Origin of the sequence: uncultured Microbulbifer sp. (genome assembly GCF_947489355.1) — a bacterium.
In the GTDB taxonomy this organism is placed as follows: domain Bacteria; phylum Pseudomonadota; class Gammaproteobacteria; order Pseudomonadales; family Cellvibrionaceae; genus Microbulbifer.
Genome location: NZ_CANLDD010000026.1, coordinates 1 through 16,511 on the forward strand (window position 1 = coordinate 1; position 16,511 = coordinate 16,511).

14 protein-coding genes are annotated in these 16,511 nt (G+C 50.6%); 3 read left to right on the forward strand and 11 right to left on the reverse strand.

The features are described from left to right. Positions 1-79: 79 nt before the first annotated feature. A complete protein-coding gene (gene pepN, locus Q1A48_RS11795; protein ID WP_299944970.1) occupies positions 80-2,713 on the reverse strand; it encodes an aminopeptidase N in 2,634 nt (877 codons plus the stop codon). Positions 2,714-3,743: 1,030 nt separating this feature from the next. Here pepN and Q1A48_RS11800 point away from each other — a divergent pair. The 3 genes from Q1A48_RS11800 to Q1A48_RS11810 all read left to right on the forward strand — a co-directional run bounded on the left by Q1A48_RS11800 (position 3,744) and on the right by Q1A48_RS11810 (position 7,476). After that, on the forward strand, positions 3,744-6,737 hold the full coding sequence (locus tag Q1A48_RS11800; RefSeq protein WP_299944972.1) for a YdbH domain-containing protein: 2,994 nt from the start codon (positions 3,744-3,746) through the stop codon (positions 6,735-6,737). 207 nt (positions 6,738-6,944) lie between these two features. After that, on the forward strand, positions 6,945-7,139 hold the full coding sequence (locus Q1A48_RS11805; protein ID WP_299944975.1) for a YnbE family lipoprotein: 195 nt from the start codon (positions 6,945-6,947) through the stop codon (positions 7,137-7,139). A gap of 10 nt (positions 7,140-7,149) precedes the next feature. After that, complete coding sequence (locus tag Q1A48_RS11810) at positions 7,150-7,476, forward strand: YdbL family protein (protein WP_299944978.1); 327 nt, start codon at positions 7,150-7,152, stop codon at positions 7,474-7,476. A gap of 79 nt (positions 7,477-7,555) precedes the next feature. Here the strand turns inward: Q1A48_RS11810 and rpoS are convergent, their stop codons facing one another. The 10 genes from rpoS to kdsA all read right to left on the reverse strand — a co-directional run bounded on the left by rpoS (position 7,556) and on the right by kdsA (position 16,488). Beyond that, complete coding sequence (gene rpoS / locus Q1A48_RS11815) at positions 7,556-8,605, reverse strand: RNA polymerase sigma factor RpoS (RefSeq protein WP_299944979.1); 1,050 nt, start codon at positions 8,603-8,605, stop codon at positions 7,556-7,558. A gap of 201 nt (positions 8,606-8,806) precedes the next feature. Further along, positions 8,807-9,547, reverse strand: coding sequence for a peptidoglycan DD-metalloendopeptidase family protein (locus tag Q1A48_RS11820; protein WP_299944981.1), 741 nt, complete (start codon positions 9,545-9,547; stop codon positions 8,807-8,809). Positions 9,548-9,765: 218 nt separating this feature from the next. After that, positions 9,766-10,728, reverse strand: coding sequence for a DUF368 domain-containing protein (locus Q1A48_RS11825; protein WP_299944984.1), 963 nt, complete (start codon positions 10,726-10,728; stop codon positions 9,766-9,768). Beyond that, a complete protein-coding gene (locus Q1A48_RS11830) occupies positions 10,725-11,396 on the reverse strand; it encodes a protein-L-isoaspartate(D-aspartate) O-methyltransferase (protein WP_299944986.1) in 672 nt (223 codons plus the stop codon). Before Q1A48_RS11830 ends, Q1A48_RS11825 begins: the two co-directional genes overlap by 4 nt. Before the next feature lie 53 nt (positions 11,397-11,449). Beyond that, positions 11,450-12,412 (reverse strand): tRNA pseudouridine(13) synthase TruD, encoded by a 963-nt coding sequence (locus tag Q1A48_RS11835; protein WP_299944988.1) that lies wholly within the window; start codon positions 12,410-12,412, stop codon positions 11,450-11,452. Next, positions 12,405-12,890, reverse strand: a complete 486-nt coding sequence (ispF, locus tag Q1A48_RS11840) for a 2-C-methyl-D-erythritol 2,4-cyclodiphosphate synthase (protein ID WP_299944990.1) — start codon at positions 12,888-12,890, stop codon at positions 12,405-12,407. The genes Q1A48_RS11835 and ispF overlap by 8 nt, the downstream gene beginning before the upstream one ends. Next, the gene (gene ispD, locus Q1A48_RS11845; RefSeq protein ID WP_299944992.1) at positions 12,890-13,609 is read right to left on the reverse strand and encodes a 2-C-methyl-D-erythritol 4-phosphate cytidylyltransferase; all 720 of its coding nucleotides are present in this window, start codon (positions 13,607-13,609) and stop codon (positions 12,890-12,892) included. The genes ispF and ispD overlap by 1 nt, the downstream gene beginning before the upstream one ends. Continuing rightward, positions 13,606-13,893 (reverse strand): septum formation initiator family protein, encoded by a 288-nt coding sequence (locus tag Q1A48_RS11850; RefSeq protein ID WP_299944994.1) that lies wholly within the window; start codon positions 13,891-13,893, stop codon positions 13,606-13,608. Before Q1A48_RS11850 ends, ispD begins: the two co-directional genes overlap by 4 nt. A 252-nt stretch (positions 13,894-14,145) precedes the next feature. Then, positions 14,146-15,432 (reverse strand): phosphopyruvate hydratase, encoded by a 1,287-nt coding sequence (gene eno / locus Q1A48_RS11855; RefSeq protein WP_299944996.1) that lies wholly within the window; start codon positions 15,430-15,432, stop codon positions 14,146-14,148. Between the two features lie 210 nt (positions 15,433-15,642). Next, positions 15,643-16,488: a 3-deoxy-8-phosphooctulonate synthase gene (kdsA, locus tag Q1A48_RS11860; RefSeq protein WP_299944999.1), complete on the reverse strand. Its 846-nt coding sequence runs from the start codon at positions 16,486-16,488 to the stop codon at positions 15,643-15,645. Positions 16,489-16,511: the final 23 nt, after the last annotated feature.

The window sequence follows — 16,511 nt, forward strand, 5'->3', positions numbered from 1 at the left end:
GTTCGTGAACTGAACCTGACCTGACAGACCACCGTCAGAAAAACCGGTAACTGTCAGATCAAGTCTGAACTACTACAGATTACTCACTCAAACTTTTACTCACCACTTCATATATATCTCCTGACAGGTTTCCAGAGTCCATGATCTTCTTTAACGCAATTTTCATTTTAGGGGCAAGATCACCTGTGTATCTCTTCCAGCGGGTAAGGGGAATCACTTGTTGCGCTGCAATCTGTGGATTCAACTTATCCAGAGCTATTACCTGCTCAGCAAGAAATTCAAACCCACTGCCATCACTCTTGTGGAATTGGCTGAAATTTCCTTTCGCGAAGCCACCAATCACTGCCCTGACCCGATTGGGGTTTTTCAAATCAAACGCCGGATGTTGAATGAGTTTTTCAACGGTTTTCAGACTTCCCCTGCGGCAACTCCTGCTCTGCTGGCCAAGCCAGAGTTCGACAACCTGGGCATCCTCTTTCCAACGCCGATAAAATTGCTCGATCGCCGCATTCGCCTGCCTATCACCGGCATGGTTAATCAAGGCACTTAAGGCGGCAGCCGTGTCAGTCATATTGCTCGCTATATCAAACTGCGCTTGCGCCAAAGCCAGTGCATCGGCTGTTTCTGTGACACAGAGATATAAAAGACAGGTATTCTTTAGTTTTCTCTCGGCAATGTCTTTCGCATTGATACTGTAGGGTTTTCGCACATTCAACGCATTATACCGTGCACGCAATTCGCCAGAAAGTGCTTCTGCCAGCGTTTGTAGGGCAAATTTTCGCGCGGCCACTATCGCCTCCGCATCAATGCATGCCGACTCCTCAGCAATAGACTGTTCACTCGGTAACTGTAATATCTCCGCAACCAATGCCGGGTCGAGGTCTCGATTCAGTAGCACACGTTTGTAGGCTTTTATCAATCCAGGCTGAAGCTGCAGCGCCCCACCTTTACGGTACGCCTGCTGAAGATCAGACAGTGCCATAAATGCCAGCCGCTGGGAAGCATTCCACCGGTTGAAGGTATCGGTGTCTTTTGACATCAAAAACAGTAACTGTTCAACACTGTAAGGGTAGTCAATTTTTACAGGAGCTGAAAAACCGCGTAACAGGGATGGCAGGGGCTTATTTTCAAACCCAGTAAATTCAAACGACTGCTCACTTTCTGTAACTTCCAATACACATTGGGTTGAACCAGTGCCATCTAGAATCAGGTCATTTCCACCTTTGTCCAATAACCCCAGCTTCAGGGGAATATGGAACGGGTGTTTTTCTTTCTGGCCGGGAGTTGGCGGACACGATTGACGAACAGTTAATCTATAGGTGCCGCGCGTTTCATCAAAATAGTCAGTTACATTGAGTTGTGGCGTGCCCGCCTGGCTGTACCAGCGCCGGAACTGAACCAGTTTAACCTGGTTGGCATCCTCCATCGCTGTTACAAAATCTTCACATGTGACTGCGCAGCCGTCGTGGCGCTCAAAGTAGAGATCACTCCCCTTGCGAAATCCTTCCGGACCTAACAGGGTGTGTATCATGCGCACCACCTCAGACCCTTTTTCGTATACGGTGAGGGTATAGAAATTTGAAATCTCCATAAAGGAATCCGGTCGGACAGGGTGCGCCATGGGTCCCGCATCCTCTGCAAACTGATTGATGCGCAATAGAGATACATCCTCTATACGTTTAACGGCTCGCGAGTTCAAGTCCGCAGAAAATTCAGCGTCGCGAAAGACTGTAAATCCCTCTTTTAGACTTAATTGAAACCAATCTCGAAGGGTAACCCGGTTACCGGACCAGTTATGAAAATACTCATGGCCAATGATCGATTCAATTCTTTGGAAACCTGCATCTGTTGCGGTCTCTGGACTTGCCAGAACGCAAGCCGAATTGAATATATTCAGCCCTTTATTTTCCATGGCCCCCATGTTGAAGTGATCAACCGCTACAATCATAAAAGCATCGAGATCATATTCTCTACCATAAACTTCCTCATCCCAGCGCATAGCGTTTTTTAGGGACCGTAAAGCGTGGTCGCATTTATAGATATTTTTTTCTTCCGTAAATATCTGTAACTTTACCTTTCTACCACTGGTAGTGGTAAAATAGTCATCCAAATACTTTAGATCTCCTGCTACCAGAGCAAAAAGATACGCAGGCTTGGCAAAAGGATCTTCCCAGGTTACATATTGACGTCCATCTTTACAAAGCCCCCGGTTAACCTCATTGCCATTAGAGAGTAGTACCGGATAATTTTTTGGCGCGACTATGGTAGTGGTAAATTTAGACATAATATCCGGCCTGTCGGGATAGAAAGTGATTTTTCTAAATCCTTCGGCCTCACACTGAGTGCAGTACATTCCATTGGAAAGATACAATCCCTCCAAGGAAGTATTACCCTCGGGATTGATGCGGTTTTGAATTTCCAAGTGAAATTCAGGCTTATCCACGGATATCGAAATTCCTTGCGGTATCTCCTCATAATCCTCTGATGAAAGCGGCATACTATCGATAGCGATGGACAATAGCTCCAGATCCACACCATCCAGAAGTAACGGGGGCAGACCCACCCCCGCCGCAGGATTTCGCCGAATCTTCAGCTGCGATTTGACCAGGGTTGCCTTTGGCTTCAACTCAAACTGCAAATGGGTATTGTCCACCAAGTAGTCTGGTATGCGGTAATCCTTGAGATAGATGGTATTTGGCTTGGCATCTGGCATTGTCAGGAATATCCTCAGTAAAAGTCGTTCACGCTGAAGGGGCATAAGGTATCACTACAAACAGAAACAACAAGTGGAAAAACCCTTATTACTCCGGCAACCAAACTTGCAGGGATAATTGTATCTTCTTGGTTTTGCACCCAGGTAAATAGTGTCGTTCGGAACCACTAACCGGGATAGAACGCCACTTTGGAGCGGTTGAACAGCGTTTGTCAGTACCGAGGCTTGAGGCTAGCATTTCACAACATTCTTCACTCCCAACAAAAGATGCCAAGTCAGCCATTTCCAACCGGCGCCATCCTGTTGTTTACAAAGGGGCATGCGCTTATGGGTAACAAGCTAATCGCTTTGCTACTTTTAATCGGTATTCTGATTTTTATTGGAACACCTGCCTCAGAGTCACGGCCTATCCAGCATAAAGAGTTTTACCTAGATACGTTTTACAGGACGTTTATCCTGCGCCATGAACGTCACTATCGGAAAAACAATAAAATAATATGTATCAATAGCGATTGACTATCATTAGATTGTTAACTCGGCGCAGAGAATAAAAAATGCAGTTTTTGGGTGACAACTTTCAAATTGAAGGCTATGCCATCAGCACTCTGAGGAATACCTCTAAGGTGCCCTCTTTGTATTTATTGTGTCAGGTATGTGAACTGGAGAGCAGGGGTAAGATGCTAAAAATGGCCACAAACCCCGTGGACAAAAATGTGCGCAGCGTGTCCTGACTGATAATTCGCCCTCCAAAGGGAAGTGGCTTACCCCAAGGAAGGAGAAACTAAGAGTACCGGTTAGCAACAACCAGCGTATTTGATATGATCAGCTAAAGTCACGTAGGGTTTCCCTTCAACCCGACTCAACCACGGAGTGACACGAGAGAGGGAAATACAAGCTGTTTCATAGAGCTTCTCCAATGTTTAGAGGTCAAACATCAAAAAGACCCTGAATTACTTATTGGGTTGCCGGGTTGCAAATACACAAGCAATAATACAGCCTTATCATTTCATCCAATGTCGAGAGGTTTAATGTGCGCAAATCACGTATTTTCTTTGCTGTGTTGACATTGGTTTTGATTGCTTTTTCCATTTTCAGTTGGTGTAACAGGGAACAGGTCGTATCGCAACTGATCAATCTATTTTACGGAAAGACTGTTATCCAGAATATCTCCAGTTTGGAATTGGGTTTGAGTGAAATTTCTGTTAATCAGATTCGATTGCAACCTGGCAGGGGTGATACTGTTATCCTAGACAGGGTAACCATTAGCCATCCTTTTCATATTATTTTTAGCCACAATACTGATAAGAGAGTAGATATTTCAATAGGAAAACTGACTCAACATATGGGGAATCGAACAGGGCCGACCAATGCATTGAACACTGCAGAGGAAACGCGTGGTTATCCAGCAATCTATCTAAGCAGAATCATTCAATATATTATCCGCTATATGCCGGATAAAGTTAATATCAACCAGATAGCAATCGATAAGATTGGTTTCATGGGCTCCCTGGAAATCACGCGTCAACATAGCCGTATAACCGTAAAACTGCCATACAAGCTCTCTCAAAAGGAAGAATACAGTTTATCCTTACAAGCAGATGTTGCCCTCGAAAAAATTAAATTAAACGTAAACCTAGACTCCAATAAGATAAATGCTATTTCTTATACCGATATAACTATTTTAAAAAAAGAACATGGTGGATGGATTTTTGATTCAAATATGTTTTTAAATTTGGATAGCATCTCGCCAGTTATAAACACTACCGTAACTTCAATAGTTGGACTTTCACCAGAAATCCATACACGCGGGACTATTACTATCCGTACCACATCCGATATACCCGATAATATCACTGCAATTTCTGGCTATCGAAATATCAGTTTGGAATTTGAGAGTGAGAATCTGAAAGCAGATTTTCACAGTAAACTACTCGATACAATGCTAGAAGCCAAGCTGTCGATTACGACACCTGTTGAGCTCAAATTTAGTGCATTAGATCCGTTAATTCCTGAGTACATCACTGGGTCCGGCAGCTTAAATCTGTTCCCAACGGGAAATCTCTCAGAGCAGAATTTTCTTTTGGACTTTGAATTCGAACCCCCTCTCCAGACAAATATTCCCGATGTACTTGTCAACGGATCGGTTAATTTTTCCTCTGATAAAATATTAACCAACTCTCCTCTCTGGAAAAGAGCTCCAACACTTGCATCACTTAAAAATCAGAATGGAAGGTTAAACTTTTATGGAGAGATCAACTTACAACCCCTGGATCAACTATCTTCTGCAGAAAAAAATGTGCTTGACCGGTTCACTCTGACCTTATCACCTGAAAGCCAAGTGTCTTTTATAGTCCCTATGCAAAATTTTACAGAGGGCTCCCCATTACAACCATTTGGCTTTGACAAAAGTCGGGTACAAGTGGAAATAGAGGACAGCCTTACAATCACGGGAGTAGCCTCTCAGTCCAACCAGATTAACCTGGCGGTCGATGGCGGAACCGTTTCTATAGGAATGAAGGGAGAGAAAAGCAACAGTTCAATCCAGAGCCATTTTCGGAAAATCCAATGCAAGATTACTGACAGTGCCGAGTGTGCTTTTGAGATAGAAGCTGAGATTCCAGAAATTGTCAATCCCACTTCCGGGATCTCTATTATACAGTTGTTTTCAGCGGCTAAAGTACATGTCAAAAAAATCGGCGATAAGCATAGATTGCAAGTCAAGCAGTTCAAACTTACTGCAAAAGAGATAAAAGATAGAAGCCTGCATCTGAAGAACTCCGAACTCTTTGCCCCAGATATAAACTGTGTCTTTCATAGGCAAAAATCCAGCTGTAACAGCACAGAGTGGAACAGTAACCTCACAGCAATTTTCGATGAGTCTCCCTCACTCTCAGGCGATGTCAATTTCAGTAATCTCAAGCTACAGATCGATGACGGAAAGACCGATTTTAGCAGCACATATAACAGTAAAAACCTGCATCTGACCACTCTGGAAAAATACGCTGTTGATGCCAGTCTATCTGGGTTTGTTTCTCTCACCGACAATGTGCTAGAGGGAAAAGGAAACCTGGTTTCCGGCTCATTGATAATCAATTCTCATTTACAGCATAACCTGAAACAAACAAAAGGCAGCATTCTCTTTTCCCTGCCGCCAGTCGATTTCAGCCCCATGCACCCCCTAAGCCAAACGGTTAAGGGACTCCCTATTGATGTGATTTCAGGGCAAATATCAGCCAATGGAACACTCTCCTGGCCCCAGCAACAAGACAGTGCCATCCAGTTGAGTTTGTCTGATATAGCCACTGTTTATGCAGACAGTTTTGCAACAGGCATTCACGGACAGTTGTTGCTTAAGGAAGATAATGGACAGTGGATCACAGCGGGACCACAAACACTGTCAGTAGAATCCATTGACGCGGGCATGCCCCTGGAAAAAATCCACTTCTCCCTTGTGTTAGACAGGGAAAAAGACCTGGTCCTGAGAAATTTCACTGCAGAGTTTCTCGACGGGGAGATGACTTCGAAAGCGCTGACATGGAACCTGTCTCATAAGAAGCGACAGAGCAAACTGTACGTGCAGGATATATCCCTGGAGCAACTGGCCCGCATAACAGAATCAAAACACTTTGAGGCTAAAGGGCGCCTCAATCTCACCATTCCCATCGTCACGGGTGCCGATGGGATCACTGTGGAAAATGGACAGATAAGGGCGCTCGCGCCCGGTGGCCAACTGCGCTACTACGGTGCCTTTTCTGCACAGATGCTGGCAGATAACCCGCAACTGATACTGGTTTCCAACGCCTTGGAGGATTATCTCTACCGCACGCTCGAAGGCAATATGGAGTACTCTCCCAAGGGAGACCTTCAGTTGAAACTTAAGCTTGTGGGGCGCAGTGACTCTGTGGATACTGACAGGGACCTGATTATCAATCTCAACCTTGAGAACAATATTCCAGCCATGTTGCACTCCCTCCAATCCAGCCGGGACATGGCAGAGGCGCTGAAAAAGCAGCTGGACCAATAGGCCGCTGATAAAGTAGGCTCTGCTGAGCTGGATTGAGCCCTGGGCGCAAGCCCCGGCCAGTTCAGAACCGGTTAAGATTGGGTCAGTACCATGGGGAGATATGGCCGCGCTTCCGACCCGATTGCCGAACCTGGCCGATCAGTTGCGGCAATCGCTGATGATGCCGCAAGTTAAAAGGTGCCCGACCGGCATTGCGAGGAATGTGAGATGAGAGCCAGACGACTGATTTCCGTGGGGTTGCTATACGCTATGGTTGTTACAGGGTGCACGCCAACCGTCGCTGTGAAGGCCCCCACCGAACCGATTACTGTCAATCTAAACATAAAGATTGAGCACGAAATCCGGGTCAAAGTGGACCGGGATCTCGATACTTTGTTCGAAGGTAAGGATGGCATTTTCTGAGGAGGAAAACATGAATATGCTGAAAAAAACCCTGCTGCTTTTGGGTATCCTAGTCACACTGCCGGCCTTGGCGATTTCTCTGGATGAAGCCAAGGGCCAGGGGCTGATCGGTGAGGCAAACAGCGGCTACATCGCAATCGTAGAGACCAGCTCTCCTGAACTGGTAAAACTTGTGAAACAAGTCAATACAAAGCGCAAGTCCGCCTATGCCCAGATTGCCAAGCGCAACAACATCGATATCGCCCAGGTGGCAGCACGCGCGGCAGAGAAACTGGAACAGCGTCTCTCACCGGGCGAGTTTTACCAGGATAACCTCGGGCGCTGGGTACAGAAGTAGATAAAATCAAGCCCGCTGTATTCACCCAAAACCCCACGAAGGCACCGTCTTCGCTGGGTGCTTACCTTGAGGGCCAGGTTTACAGGTTTCCGAACAGGGATTGTCCATCCAATCCTTGCTTTTCCATCACTTCGCGCAAGCGTTTGAGTGCATCGACCTGGATCTGGCGAACCCGCTCCCGGGTGAGCCCGATTTCCCGCCCAACCTCTTCGAGGGTACTGGCTTCAAAACCACGCAGCCCGAATCGACGTGAAACCACTTCACACTGTTTTTCGGGTAGCTCCCCAAGCCAGCGGTTGATGCTTTCAAAAAGGTCATTGTCCTGCAACAATTCCGCCGGATCAGACTCCTGCTGGTCGGGAATGGTATCCACCAGGGTCTTTTCAGAAGAGGGCCCTATCGGCGTATCCACGGAGGTAACCCGCTCGTTGAGCCCCAGCATCCGCTCGACATCCTCTACCGGCTTCTCCAGCAGATTGGCAATCTCTTCTGCAGACGGTTCGTGATCCAGTTTCTGTGCCAGCTCGCGGGAGGCCCGCAGATAAACATTTAATTCCTTGACCACATGAATGGGTAGGCGGATAGTCCGAGTCTGATTCATGATCGCGCGTTCTATCGTTTGCCGTATCCACCAGGTAGCATACGTGGAAAAGCGGAAACCACGTTCCGGATCAAACTTTTCTACAGCGCGGATTAACCCCAGGTTGCCCTCTTCAATCAAGTCCAGCAGAGCCAAGCCACGGCTGACATATCGGCGTGCAATCTTTACCACAAGGCGCAGATTGCTTTCAATCATCCGCTTTCTGGCCGCGGCATCTCCGCGCAACGCTTTGCGTGCGTAATAGACTTCCTCTTCAGCAGTCAATAAGGGGGAGAAGCCTATTTCATCGAGGTAGAGCTGGGTCGCATCCAGGTTTTTTTGCAAATGACCATCGCCATTCAGCCTGCGAACCCGGCTCTTTTCCGAGGGAGACGCGATGGAGTTATTTTTTGCCGCTTTTTTCCGCGTACGGCCTGTATCTATCCCTTTATCCCGATCCAGTTGCTGTCCATCATTTTTTACAACCAACTCTGGAGGAAAGTCTTCTGCCTGGCCAGCCATTGATTGGTCTTGCCGCTGTGCTTCCATTTCCCCTGCTCCTTGTACTTTGCCAATATCAGCCGCCAAACACACTTTAGAGACTGTTCAGGTGACAACCAGTCGCTTTGGGCATGTGGCGACAGCCACTGAATCAGCTGACCTTGCGGTCGTCACGATTACAGTGACTACCTCAAGTGGTATCAATAAAAAGTCCATTTTTATTACAGGGCCGCAGAACATCCGTCCGGCTTACGGCAAATAGGCAAGAGGGTCTACTGGCTGACCGTTTCTGCGAATTTCAAAGTGGAGCTTGTTGCGGTCGGTACCACTCGAACCCAATTCCGCTATCCGTTGTCCCGCTTTGACTTTGCTGCCCTCTCTCACCAGCAACCGGTGGTTGTGGGCATAAGCACTCAGATACTCATCACTGTGCTTCACGATCAGCAGCTTTCCATAACCTCTCAATGCACTTCCCGCGTAGATAACGGTGCCATCGGCCGCTGCCAGTACAGATTCTCCCTTTTCTCCGGCGATATCAACTCCCTTGCGCAGGGAGTCTCCGGAACGGAATTGGTTGATCACTTTTCCACGTGCGGGCCAACGCCAGTGAATTGAGCCCGTCCGCCGGGTCTGGCCCGAATGGCGCTTGGTACTTCGCGTTAAAGATTTTTTACTGGATGCAGAAACAGTCTTCTTTGCAGCCACCTTGCTGCTCGGCGTTTTATTAGCCTTTTCACGCGCCCCCGAAGCTGTGCTGACAGGGGCTTTTCCGCGCAGCTTCAGGCGCTGACCCGGGTAGATATAATAGGGGGATGTTATGCCGTTGAGTGCGGCCAGTTGCCGGAAATCCTTGCCGTAGCGCCAGGCGATCGAATACAGCGTATCTCCCCGGCTCACAGTGTGATAGTTCAACCGAATGTCGGGGGGCTGTTTCAGGGCACTGCTGGGAGCCCTGTGGGTACTACAGGAAAACAGGCTCAAAAGTAGCACGCCAGTGCCTAATATCTTTAACAACCTAAACAAAAAATGACCAGGTCCCAAACTATTGCCCCGCCAAAAACGGGGTTCAGGATGTTGTAAAAAATGACATTCCATTATTCTCTTTTTAAATCAGACCGCGGCATTTATGGAAAAAGCGTCTAAAGAAAAGCAGCAAAAATCCCGGAAAAAGCCACCTAAAAAGCTGCCATACCGAGATTTTCCAGATCTTATTGCGGTGTGGCACAAGATTTCCCCCTATGAGCTGCGCCAAAAAAGTCCACTGCAAGTACCAACAGGATAGCGGCAAGAGCCGAGATAACAGCCGCACCAAAGTGGGCCTCTTCGCCACTTTGCACAACAAAGTGTCCCGGAGAGATATTCGTCTGAAGAGGGGCCAGCTTACTGGACGTCACAATTTCCCCGCCCACAGGCAACTTCCAGGGCCAGAGTATTTTCAAGCTGCCCAGCAATATCCCGGCCAGAAAAGCCAGTGTTCTGGCGACATACTGGTGTATCAGCCACGAGAGCAGACGACTGAACAAGATCAAACCCACTGCAGCGCCAGCGGCAAAGCAAAATAAGTTGATGATCTGCAGTTCGTGCACTGCGGTGAGCACCTTGGGATAGATCCCAATCAACAAGAGAATGAAAGCTCCGGAAATACCCGGCAACACCATGGCGCAAATAGCCAGAGCACCGGAAAAAAACAGAGTCAGCGGGGTTGCGGGGACATCACCGGGACGCAGTTCACTCACTGTAACCGCCAGAATCGTCCCCAGCAGTAGAAAGACAAAGACCGATAGGGACCATCTGGGAATCTTGCGTAAAACGGGCACAGAGGATGCCAGTACTAGACCGAAAAAAAAGGACCAGACCACAATGGGATAGTCGTTGAGCAGATCACTGATCAGGCGCGCAAGGCTAAAAATACTGATCAATACGCCAACAAACAGGGATAGCAAAAAGCTGCCATTGATGTATTTCCATAGCGCCACTACCCCTTCATACTTCAACAGGGTAATGCAACGCGGGCCTATTTGGCTCAAAGAGTCCAGCAACTCCCGGTAAATACCGGTGATAAAAGCGATGGTACCGCCGGAAACACCGGGGACAACATCCGCCGCGCCCATTGCCATTCCACGCAGTAGCACTGCGGGATAACGACTTTTAAAGATTTCAACCAACTTCATCGAACAACACCACTGAGGAGTGGCACAAAACGCACCGCCTCCAGTTTTTCTACATCGAACAAATCACTGTCCTGGCGACGGATCAGCAGGGTCAAATACTGCTGCTCAGACCCTACCGGGATAACCATCACACCATTGGGCGCTAACTGCCGCTTCAACTCATCCGGCACGACTACCGGTGCCGCCGCCGCAAGAATGGCATTGTAGGGACCCTGATCCGGCCAGCCAAAGCCCCCGTTGCTGAGCTTGTACTCAACATTGTACAGACCCAGCTCTGCCAGACGTCGGCGTGCCTTTTCCAGCAGGGGTTCGACACGCTCAACAGAGTAAAGTTGTTCGACCAGACCGGCGAGTATGGCTGTTTGATAGCCGGAACCGGTGCCCACTTCGAGTACGCGACGAAGGGACTTTGCCCGACCCAGCAGCAACTCTGTCATGCGTGCAACAATATAGGGTTGGGAGATGGTCTGGCCGTAGCCGATGGGCAGGGCCGTATCCTCGTAAGCGCGAATCGCCAGGGCTTCATCCAGGAACAGGTGGCGGGGGATGGAAGCCATCACTTCCAGAACCTGCTCATTTTTAATCCCTTCTTCCCGCAGCCTCTGTATCAGACGGTTGCGGGTGCGCCGGGAGGTCATTCCCAAGCCTTCGTGTCTTAAACGGTCCATATACAGTTTAATTCCATGCCCTGTAAAACACCTGTCGCTTCCAGTACCGAATTTTATGTACTTGAACTCACATTGACCAGTTGAGCAACTTCCCTTAACAGAGCCGTTGCAAATTCGCCACGGGACAGAGAAAACTCAAGCACCAGATTGTCATCTTCCCATTGGTAGTTAAACGCCTCGGGGCGTAGAACCAAGGCCCGGCGTTCCTGCATGAGCCCACAGTGCTCCAACCAGTTGCACCAGGGCTGCCAGGGAAGCAGAACCCTCTGCTCCAACTCCTGCTGTACACGGGATGCAGGATTGCGTCCGCGCCCCCAAAGGGGGCCGCTGGGTTTTTCTTCCGGTTCACCATCGAGCACCTCCCGCCAATTACCCGCATCGACCCTTTCTGCCAGGACCTGATTAAACAGCCAACTGCGCGCTGTGGACATGGCGAAGGTTTTTTCGCTTTTGCGGCAGCGCCCGCCACCCTCGGCCAAACAGCGGACCAAATCCAGATTGCCCCCGTGGATACCAAAGCGCTGCTCACCAAAGTAATTGGGCACACCGGCGCCAATTTTATCCAGTGCCGGCTCGGCAGCAGCGTGTTCCCCGCGAATACTGCGCAGGCGAATTTTGAACCGGTTGCCACTGTGCTCTCCACGGCGCAACTTGCGCGAGCCGCGAAAAGTGTGCAGCACAGATATCTCCGCACCGTTTAGTCGCGACCAGTCCGCCTCGGGCCTTCTCCCCAACCATACACTGAACCACTGAGTGGTTACCGCATGGCGGTCTTTCAAACCGAAATAGCCCACATCCAGGCTGTTTACGCCGGCAAGGATCGCCAGCTGCTTTGCCACCCAGGCGGTATTTGCACCGCGCTTTTTGATCTGCAAATAAACGTGCTCACCGTTTTCAGAGGGTGGGGGAAACGCCAGTTCTTCAACAACAAAGTCTTCCGGCTCGGTGCGAAAGTTTGCGCTAACACGCACTGCGCCCAATGCCCGCGGCCAATCCAGTTTCCAACCTTCAGTCATGGGAGCACTCGAGCAAAACAACGGCCTGGGCTGCGATGCCTTCACCGCGCCCGGGAAACCCGAGTCTCTCCGTTGTCGTCGCCTTGACACTGATATCGCCAGGTACAACACCACAATCTGTGGCGATATTGGCACGCATGGCTTCAATATGGGGAGCCATCTTCGGCGCCTGGGCAATCAGGGTGACGTCGGCATTCACCAGGCGATACCCCTTGCGATTGACCAGGGTGACAGTCTGTCGTAACAACTTGCGGCTATCCACATTGGCGTAGCGGACATCCGTCTCCGGAAAATGGTGGCCGATATCTCCCAGGGCCAGGGCACCCAGCAGCGCATCCGCCAGGGCATGTAAAAGTACATCACCGTCTGAATGGGCCTCAAGGCCGTGCTCGTACGGAATGTTCACTCCGCCGATGACAATATGATTACCTGGACCAAAAGCATGTACATCAACGCCCTGGCCTATTCGAAAGCTCACTACTGTTTATCCTCTGTGGGGGCATAGCGCAGGCGCAAAATGGCCTCCGCTACCAGAATATCGGAAGGGTGGGTCACTTTGAGATTGTCGCCCTGTCCCGCTACGAGCTGTGGCGAGTGACCATACATTTCGAGTGCGCTGGCCTCATCGGTGACCGTTTTACCCTGCTTGAGGGCCTGGCTCAGGCAGGCATACAGCAATTGTAAAGGGGCGCGCTGCGGCGTTTGTGCAAGCCAGATGCGCTCCCGATCCAGTGTCTGTTCCGCACAGGGTGCTCCACCCAGAATACGGCTCTGCTTCACCGTATCACTGGCCGGGCGCGCTAAGAGGGCAGTGGACGAAACGTCTTCGTCGAGCAGTGCACCGATATCCTCCAGTGCAACACAGGGGCGGGCGGCATCATGGACGAGTACCGGCGTGTCATCCGCCGCACGCCCGGTGAGATACTGCAGCGCGGCCAGAACAGAATCTGCCCGCTCGGCACCACCAATAACCGTGTGTATCCGGGGGTTTTGGGCCTCTTTGAGATGGGGGAAAAAGCCGTCCTCATTCGACAGGGCCACGACAATGCCCGCAAGCCCTGGCCAGCTTAAAATATTCTCCAGTGTCAGGGATAACAGCGGTCGCCCCATAAGCGGCAGATACTGCTTTGGCCGGTCGGCACCCATGCGTTTGCCGGCACCGGCAGCGGGCACGACAACCCAGTAATCCCTAATCACTGCCCGGCCTCTTGCGCATCCAGAAAGATAAACAGCGTCTCCCCTTCCTTGATCAGTCCCAGGTCATAGCGTGCCCTGGCCTCAATCCCATCGGTACCCTCTTTGAGACTGCGCACCTCCCTGAACAATTGGCGATTTTCCTGCTCAAGAGCAGCATTTTTCTCTCGTTGTAAAGCGAGTTGCCGCTTGAGACGGGTGATTTCGGCGAAGCTGCCCGGGCCGATCCAGAGCCGATACTGGGAGGCGAGCAGTAGGATGGTGAGGATTGCCAGCAGCCATTTCATACGAGACCAAAATTGTTTCGCTGATAAAAGGGATTCACCTGGTAGCTGAACGGGCTACCAGGTGATTCGACTCGGGGCAAAGCCGTCAACCGCAGGCCACCGCAAGCCCATAAAGTACAGACAGCTCAGCGCATTTACCCCCATATTTCAAGGGCGACAGTCAGTAAAGTCATCGAAGCCCGATTTGCTGACCGGGTGAACATACACTGCAGCAGACCTCTCCCGCTGTGCGCTTGCACCCGGCAAGAACCGTCAGGTGAATTCAGCCCGGCCTCGGTAGGCCGCAGCACCATTCAGCTCCGCTTCGATACGCAGCAGGCGGTTGTACTTTGCGACGCGGTCCGAGCGGCAAAGAGAGCCGGTTTTGATCTGGCCCGCGGCGGTGGCGACGGCCAGATCTGCGATCGTGGTGTCCTCGGTTTCACCGGAACGGTGGGAAATGACTACGGTGTAACCAGCCTCTTTGGCCATTTTGATGGCGTCCAGCGTTTCCGACAGAGTGCCGATCTGGTTGAACTTGATCAAAATGGCGTTGCCCACCCCCTTTTCAATACCCTCTCTGAGGATCCTGGTATTGGTCACAAACAGGTCATCGCCCACCAACTGCACTTTCTCACCAATCTTATCGGTCAGTATTTTCCAGCCATCCCAATCGCTCTCATCCATACCATCTTCGATGGACAGGATCGGGTAGTTGGAAGACAGCTCAGCCAGGTAGTTGGCGAAGCCTTCACTGTCGAACTGCTTGTCCTCTCCTGCCAGATCGTACTTGCCATCCTTGTAAAATTCGGAGGAGGCGCAGTCCAGCGCCAGGACGATGTCATCACCCAGGGTGTAACCGGCCTTTTCCACCGCTTCGGCAATCACTTTCAGAGCCGCCTCGTTGGAGGGCAGGTTCGGGGCAAAGCCGCCCTCATCCCCTACGGCAGTACTGAGCTTATTGCACGACAGCACTTTTTTCAGGCTGTGGAAAATCTCGGCCCCCTGGCGCAGAGCCTCGGCAAAAGTTGTGGCTTTTACCGGCTGAATCATAAATTCCTGAATATCCACGTTGTTGTCGGCGTGCTCTCCGCCATTGAGGATATTCATCATGGGGACCGGCATGGAATACTGACCGGCAGTACCATTGACTTCTGCAATGTGCTGGTACAGCGGGATTTTTTTCGACGCCGCCGCGGCTTTGGCTGCAGCCAGGGATACAGCCAGGATGGTGTTTGCGCCCAGCCTGGCTTTGTTTTCAGTACCATCGGCATCGATCATCGCTTTGTCCAGGGCGCGCTGATCCACTGCATCCATGCCTCTAAGCAGATCGGCAACGATGGTATTGATATTCTCAACAGCCTTCAGAACGCCCTTGCCAAGATAACGGGCCTCGTCCCCATCGCGCAGCTCAAGCGCCTCGCGGGAACCGGTGGATGCGCCGGAGGGGGCACAGGCGGAACCGATAGAGCCATCTTCCAGAATCACGTCGGCTTCAACGGTAGGGTTACCGCGGGAATCCAGCACCTCGTAGGCTTTAACAGCGACAATCTTGCTCATTAAAACGGGCTCCATATCATACTTACTCAAAACAGGTCATGACTGAAAAGGGGATACAAACTGTTGCGCGAAGAGTATCGCCGGTTAAGCGACACCCGATCGGACAATCATTCCGCGGTTGAGGTATTGACAGCCGTTTCGCAACGGAAGTGCCACTGTAATAAGCATACCGCATCCGGGAAAGGGGTTCCCCGCGAATATTTTTTGCTGTTATTTTGTATCCAGTGCGGCAAAGCTTTTAACCAGATCATCCACCGCTTTCATTTGTGCAAGGAAAGGTTCCAGCTTGTCCAAAGTCAGCGCGCTGGGCCCATCGCACAGGGCCTTGTCCGGTTCCGGATGCGCTTCGAGGAACAAACCGGCGATACCGATCGCCAGGCCCGCGCGCCCCAGTTCTGTAACCTGTGCCCTGCGCCCACCGGATGCGGCACCAGAGGGGTCGCGCATCTGCAGCGAGTGAGTCACATCAAAGATCACCGGGGCCCCTGCGGAAGCATCCATCATGGTGCGAAAGCCAAGCATGTCGACCACGAGGTTATCGTAGCCAAAACAGGTCCCGCGCTCACATAAAATAATATTTTCATTGCCACACTCGGCAAATTTCCCCACTATATTTTTCACCTGGGGCGGACTCATAAACTGCGGCTTCTTCACATTGATCACTGCCCCGGTAGCGGCCATGGCCGCTACCAGATCGGTCTGGCGGGCAAGAAAAGCGGGCAACTGGATAATATCCACAACCTCGGCCACAGGCGTCACCTGGGACTGCTCGTGAATATCGGTAATCAGGGGAACATTAAAGGTCTCCTTGATTTCCTGAAAAATCTTCAGGCCCGCTTCCATTCCCGGCCCGCGATAAGCGCCAATCGAGGAGCGGTTAGCCTTGTCAAAAGAGGCCTTGAAAACATACGCAACACCCAGCTTTTGGCTGACTTCAACGAAGTGCTCTGCCACCTGCATGGCCAGATCGCGGGACTCCAGTACATTCATACCGCCAAACAGAACAAAGGGCCTGTCATTCGCAATCTGAATATTTCCGATATCAATGGTTTTCACTGTCTGTTTCCTGTTCTTTCCCC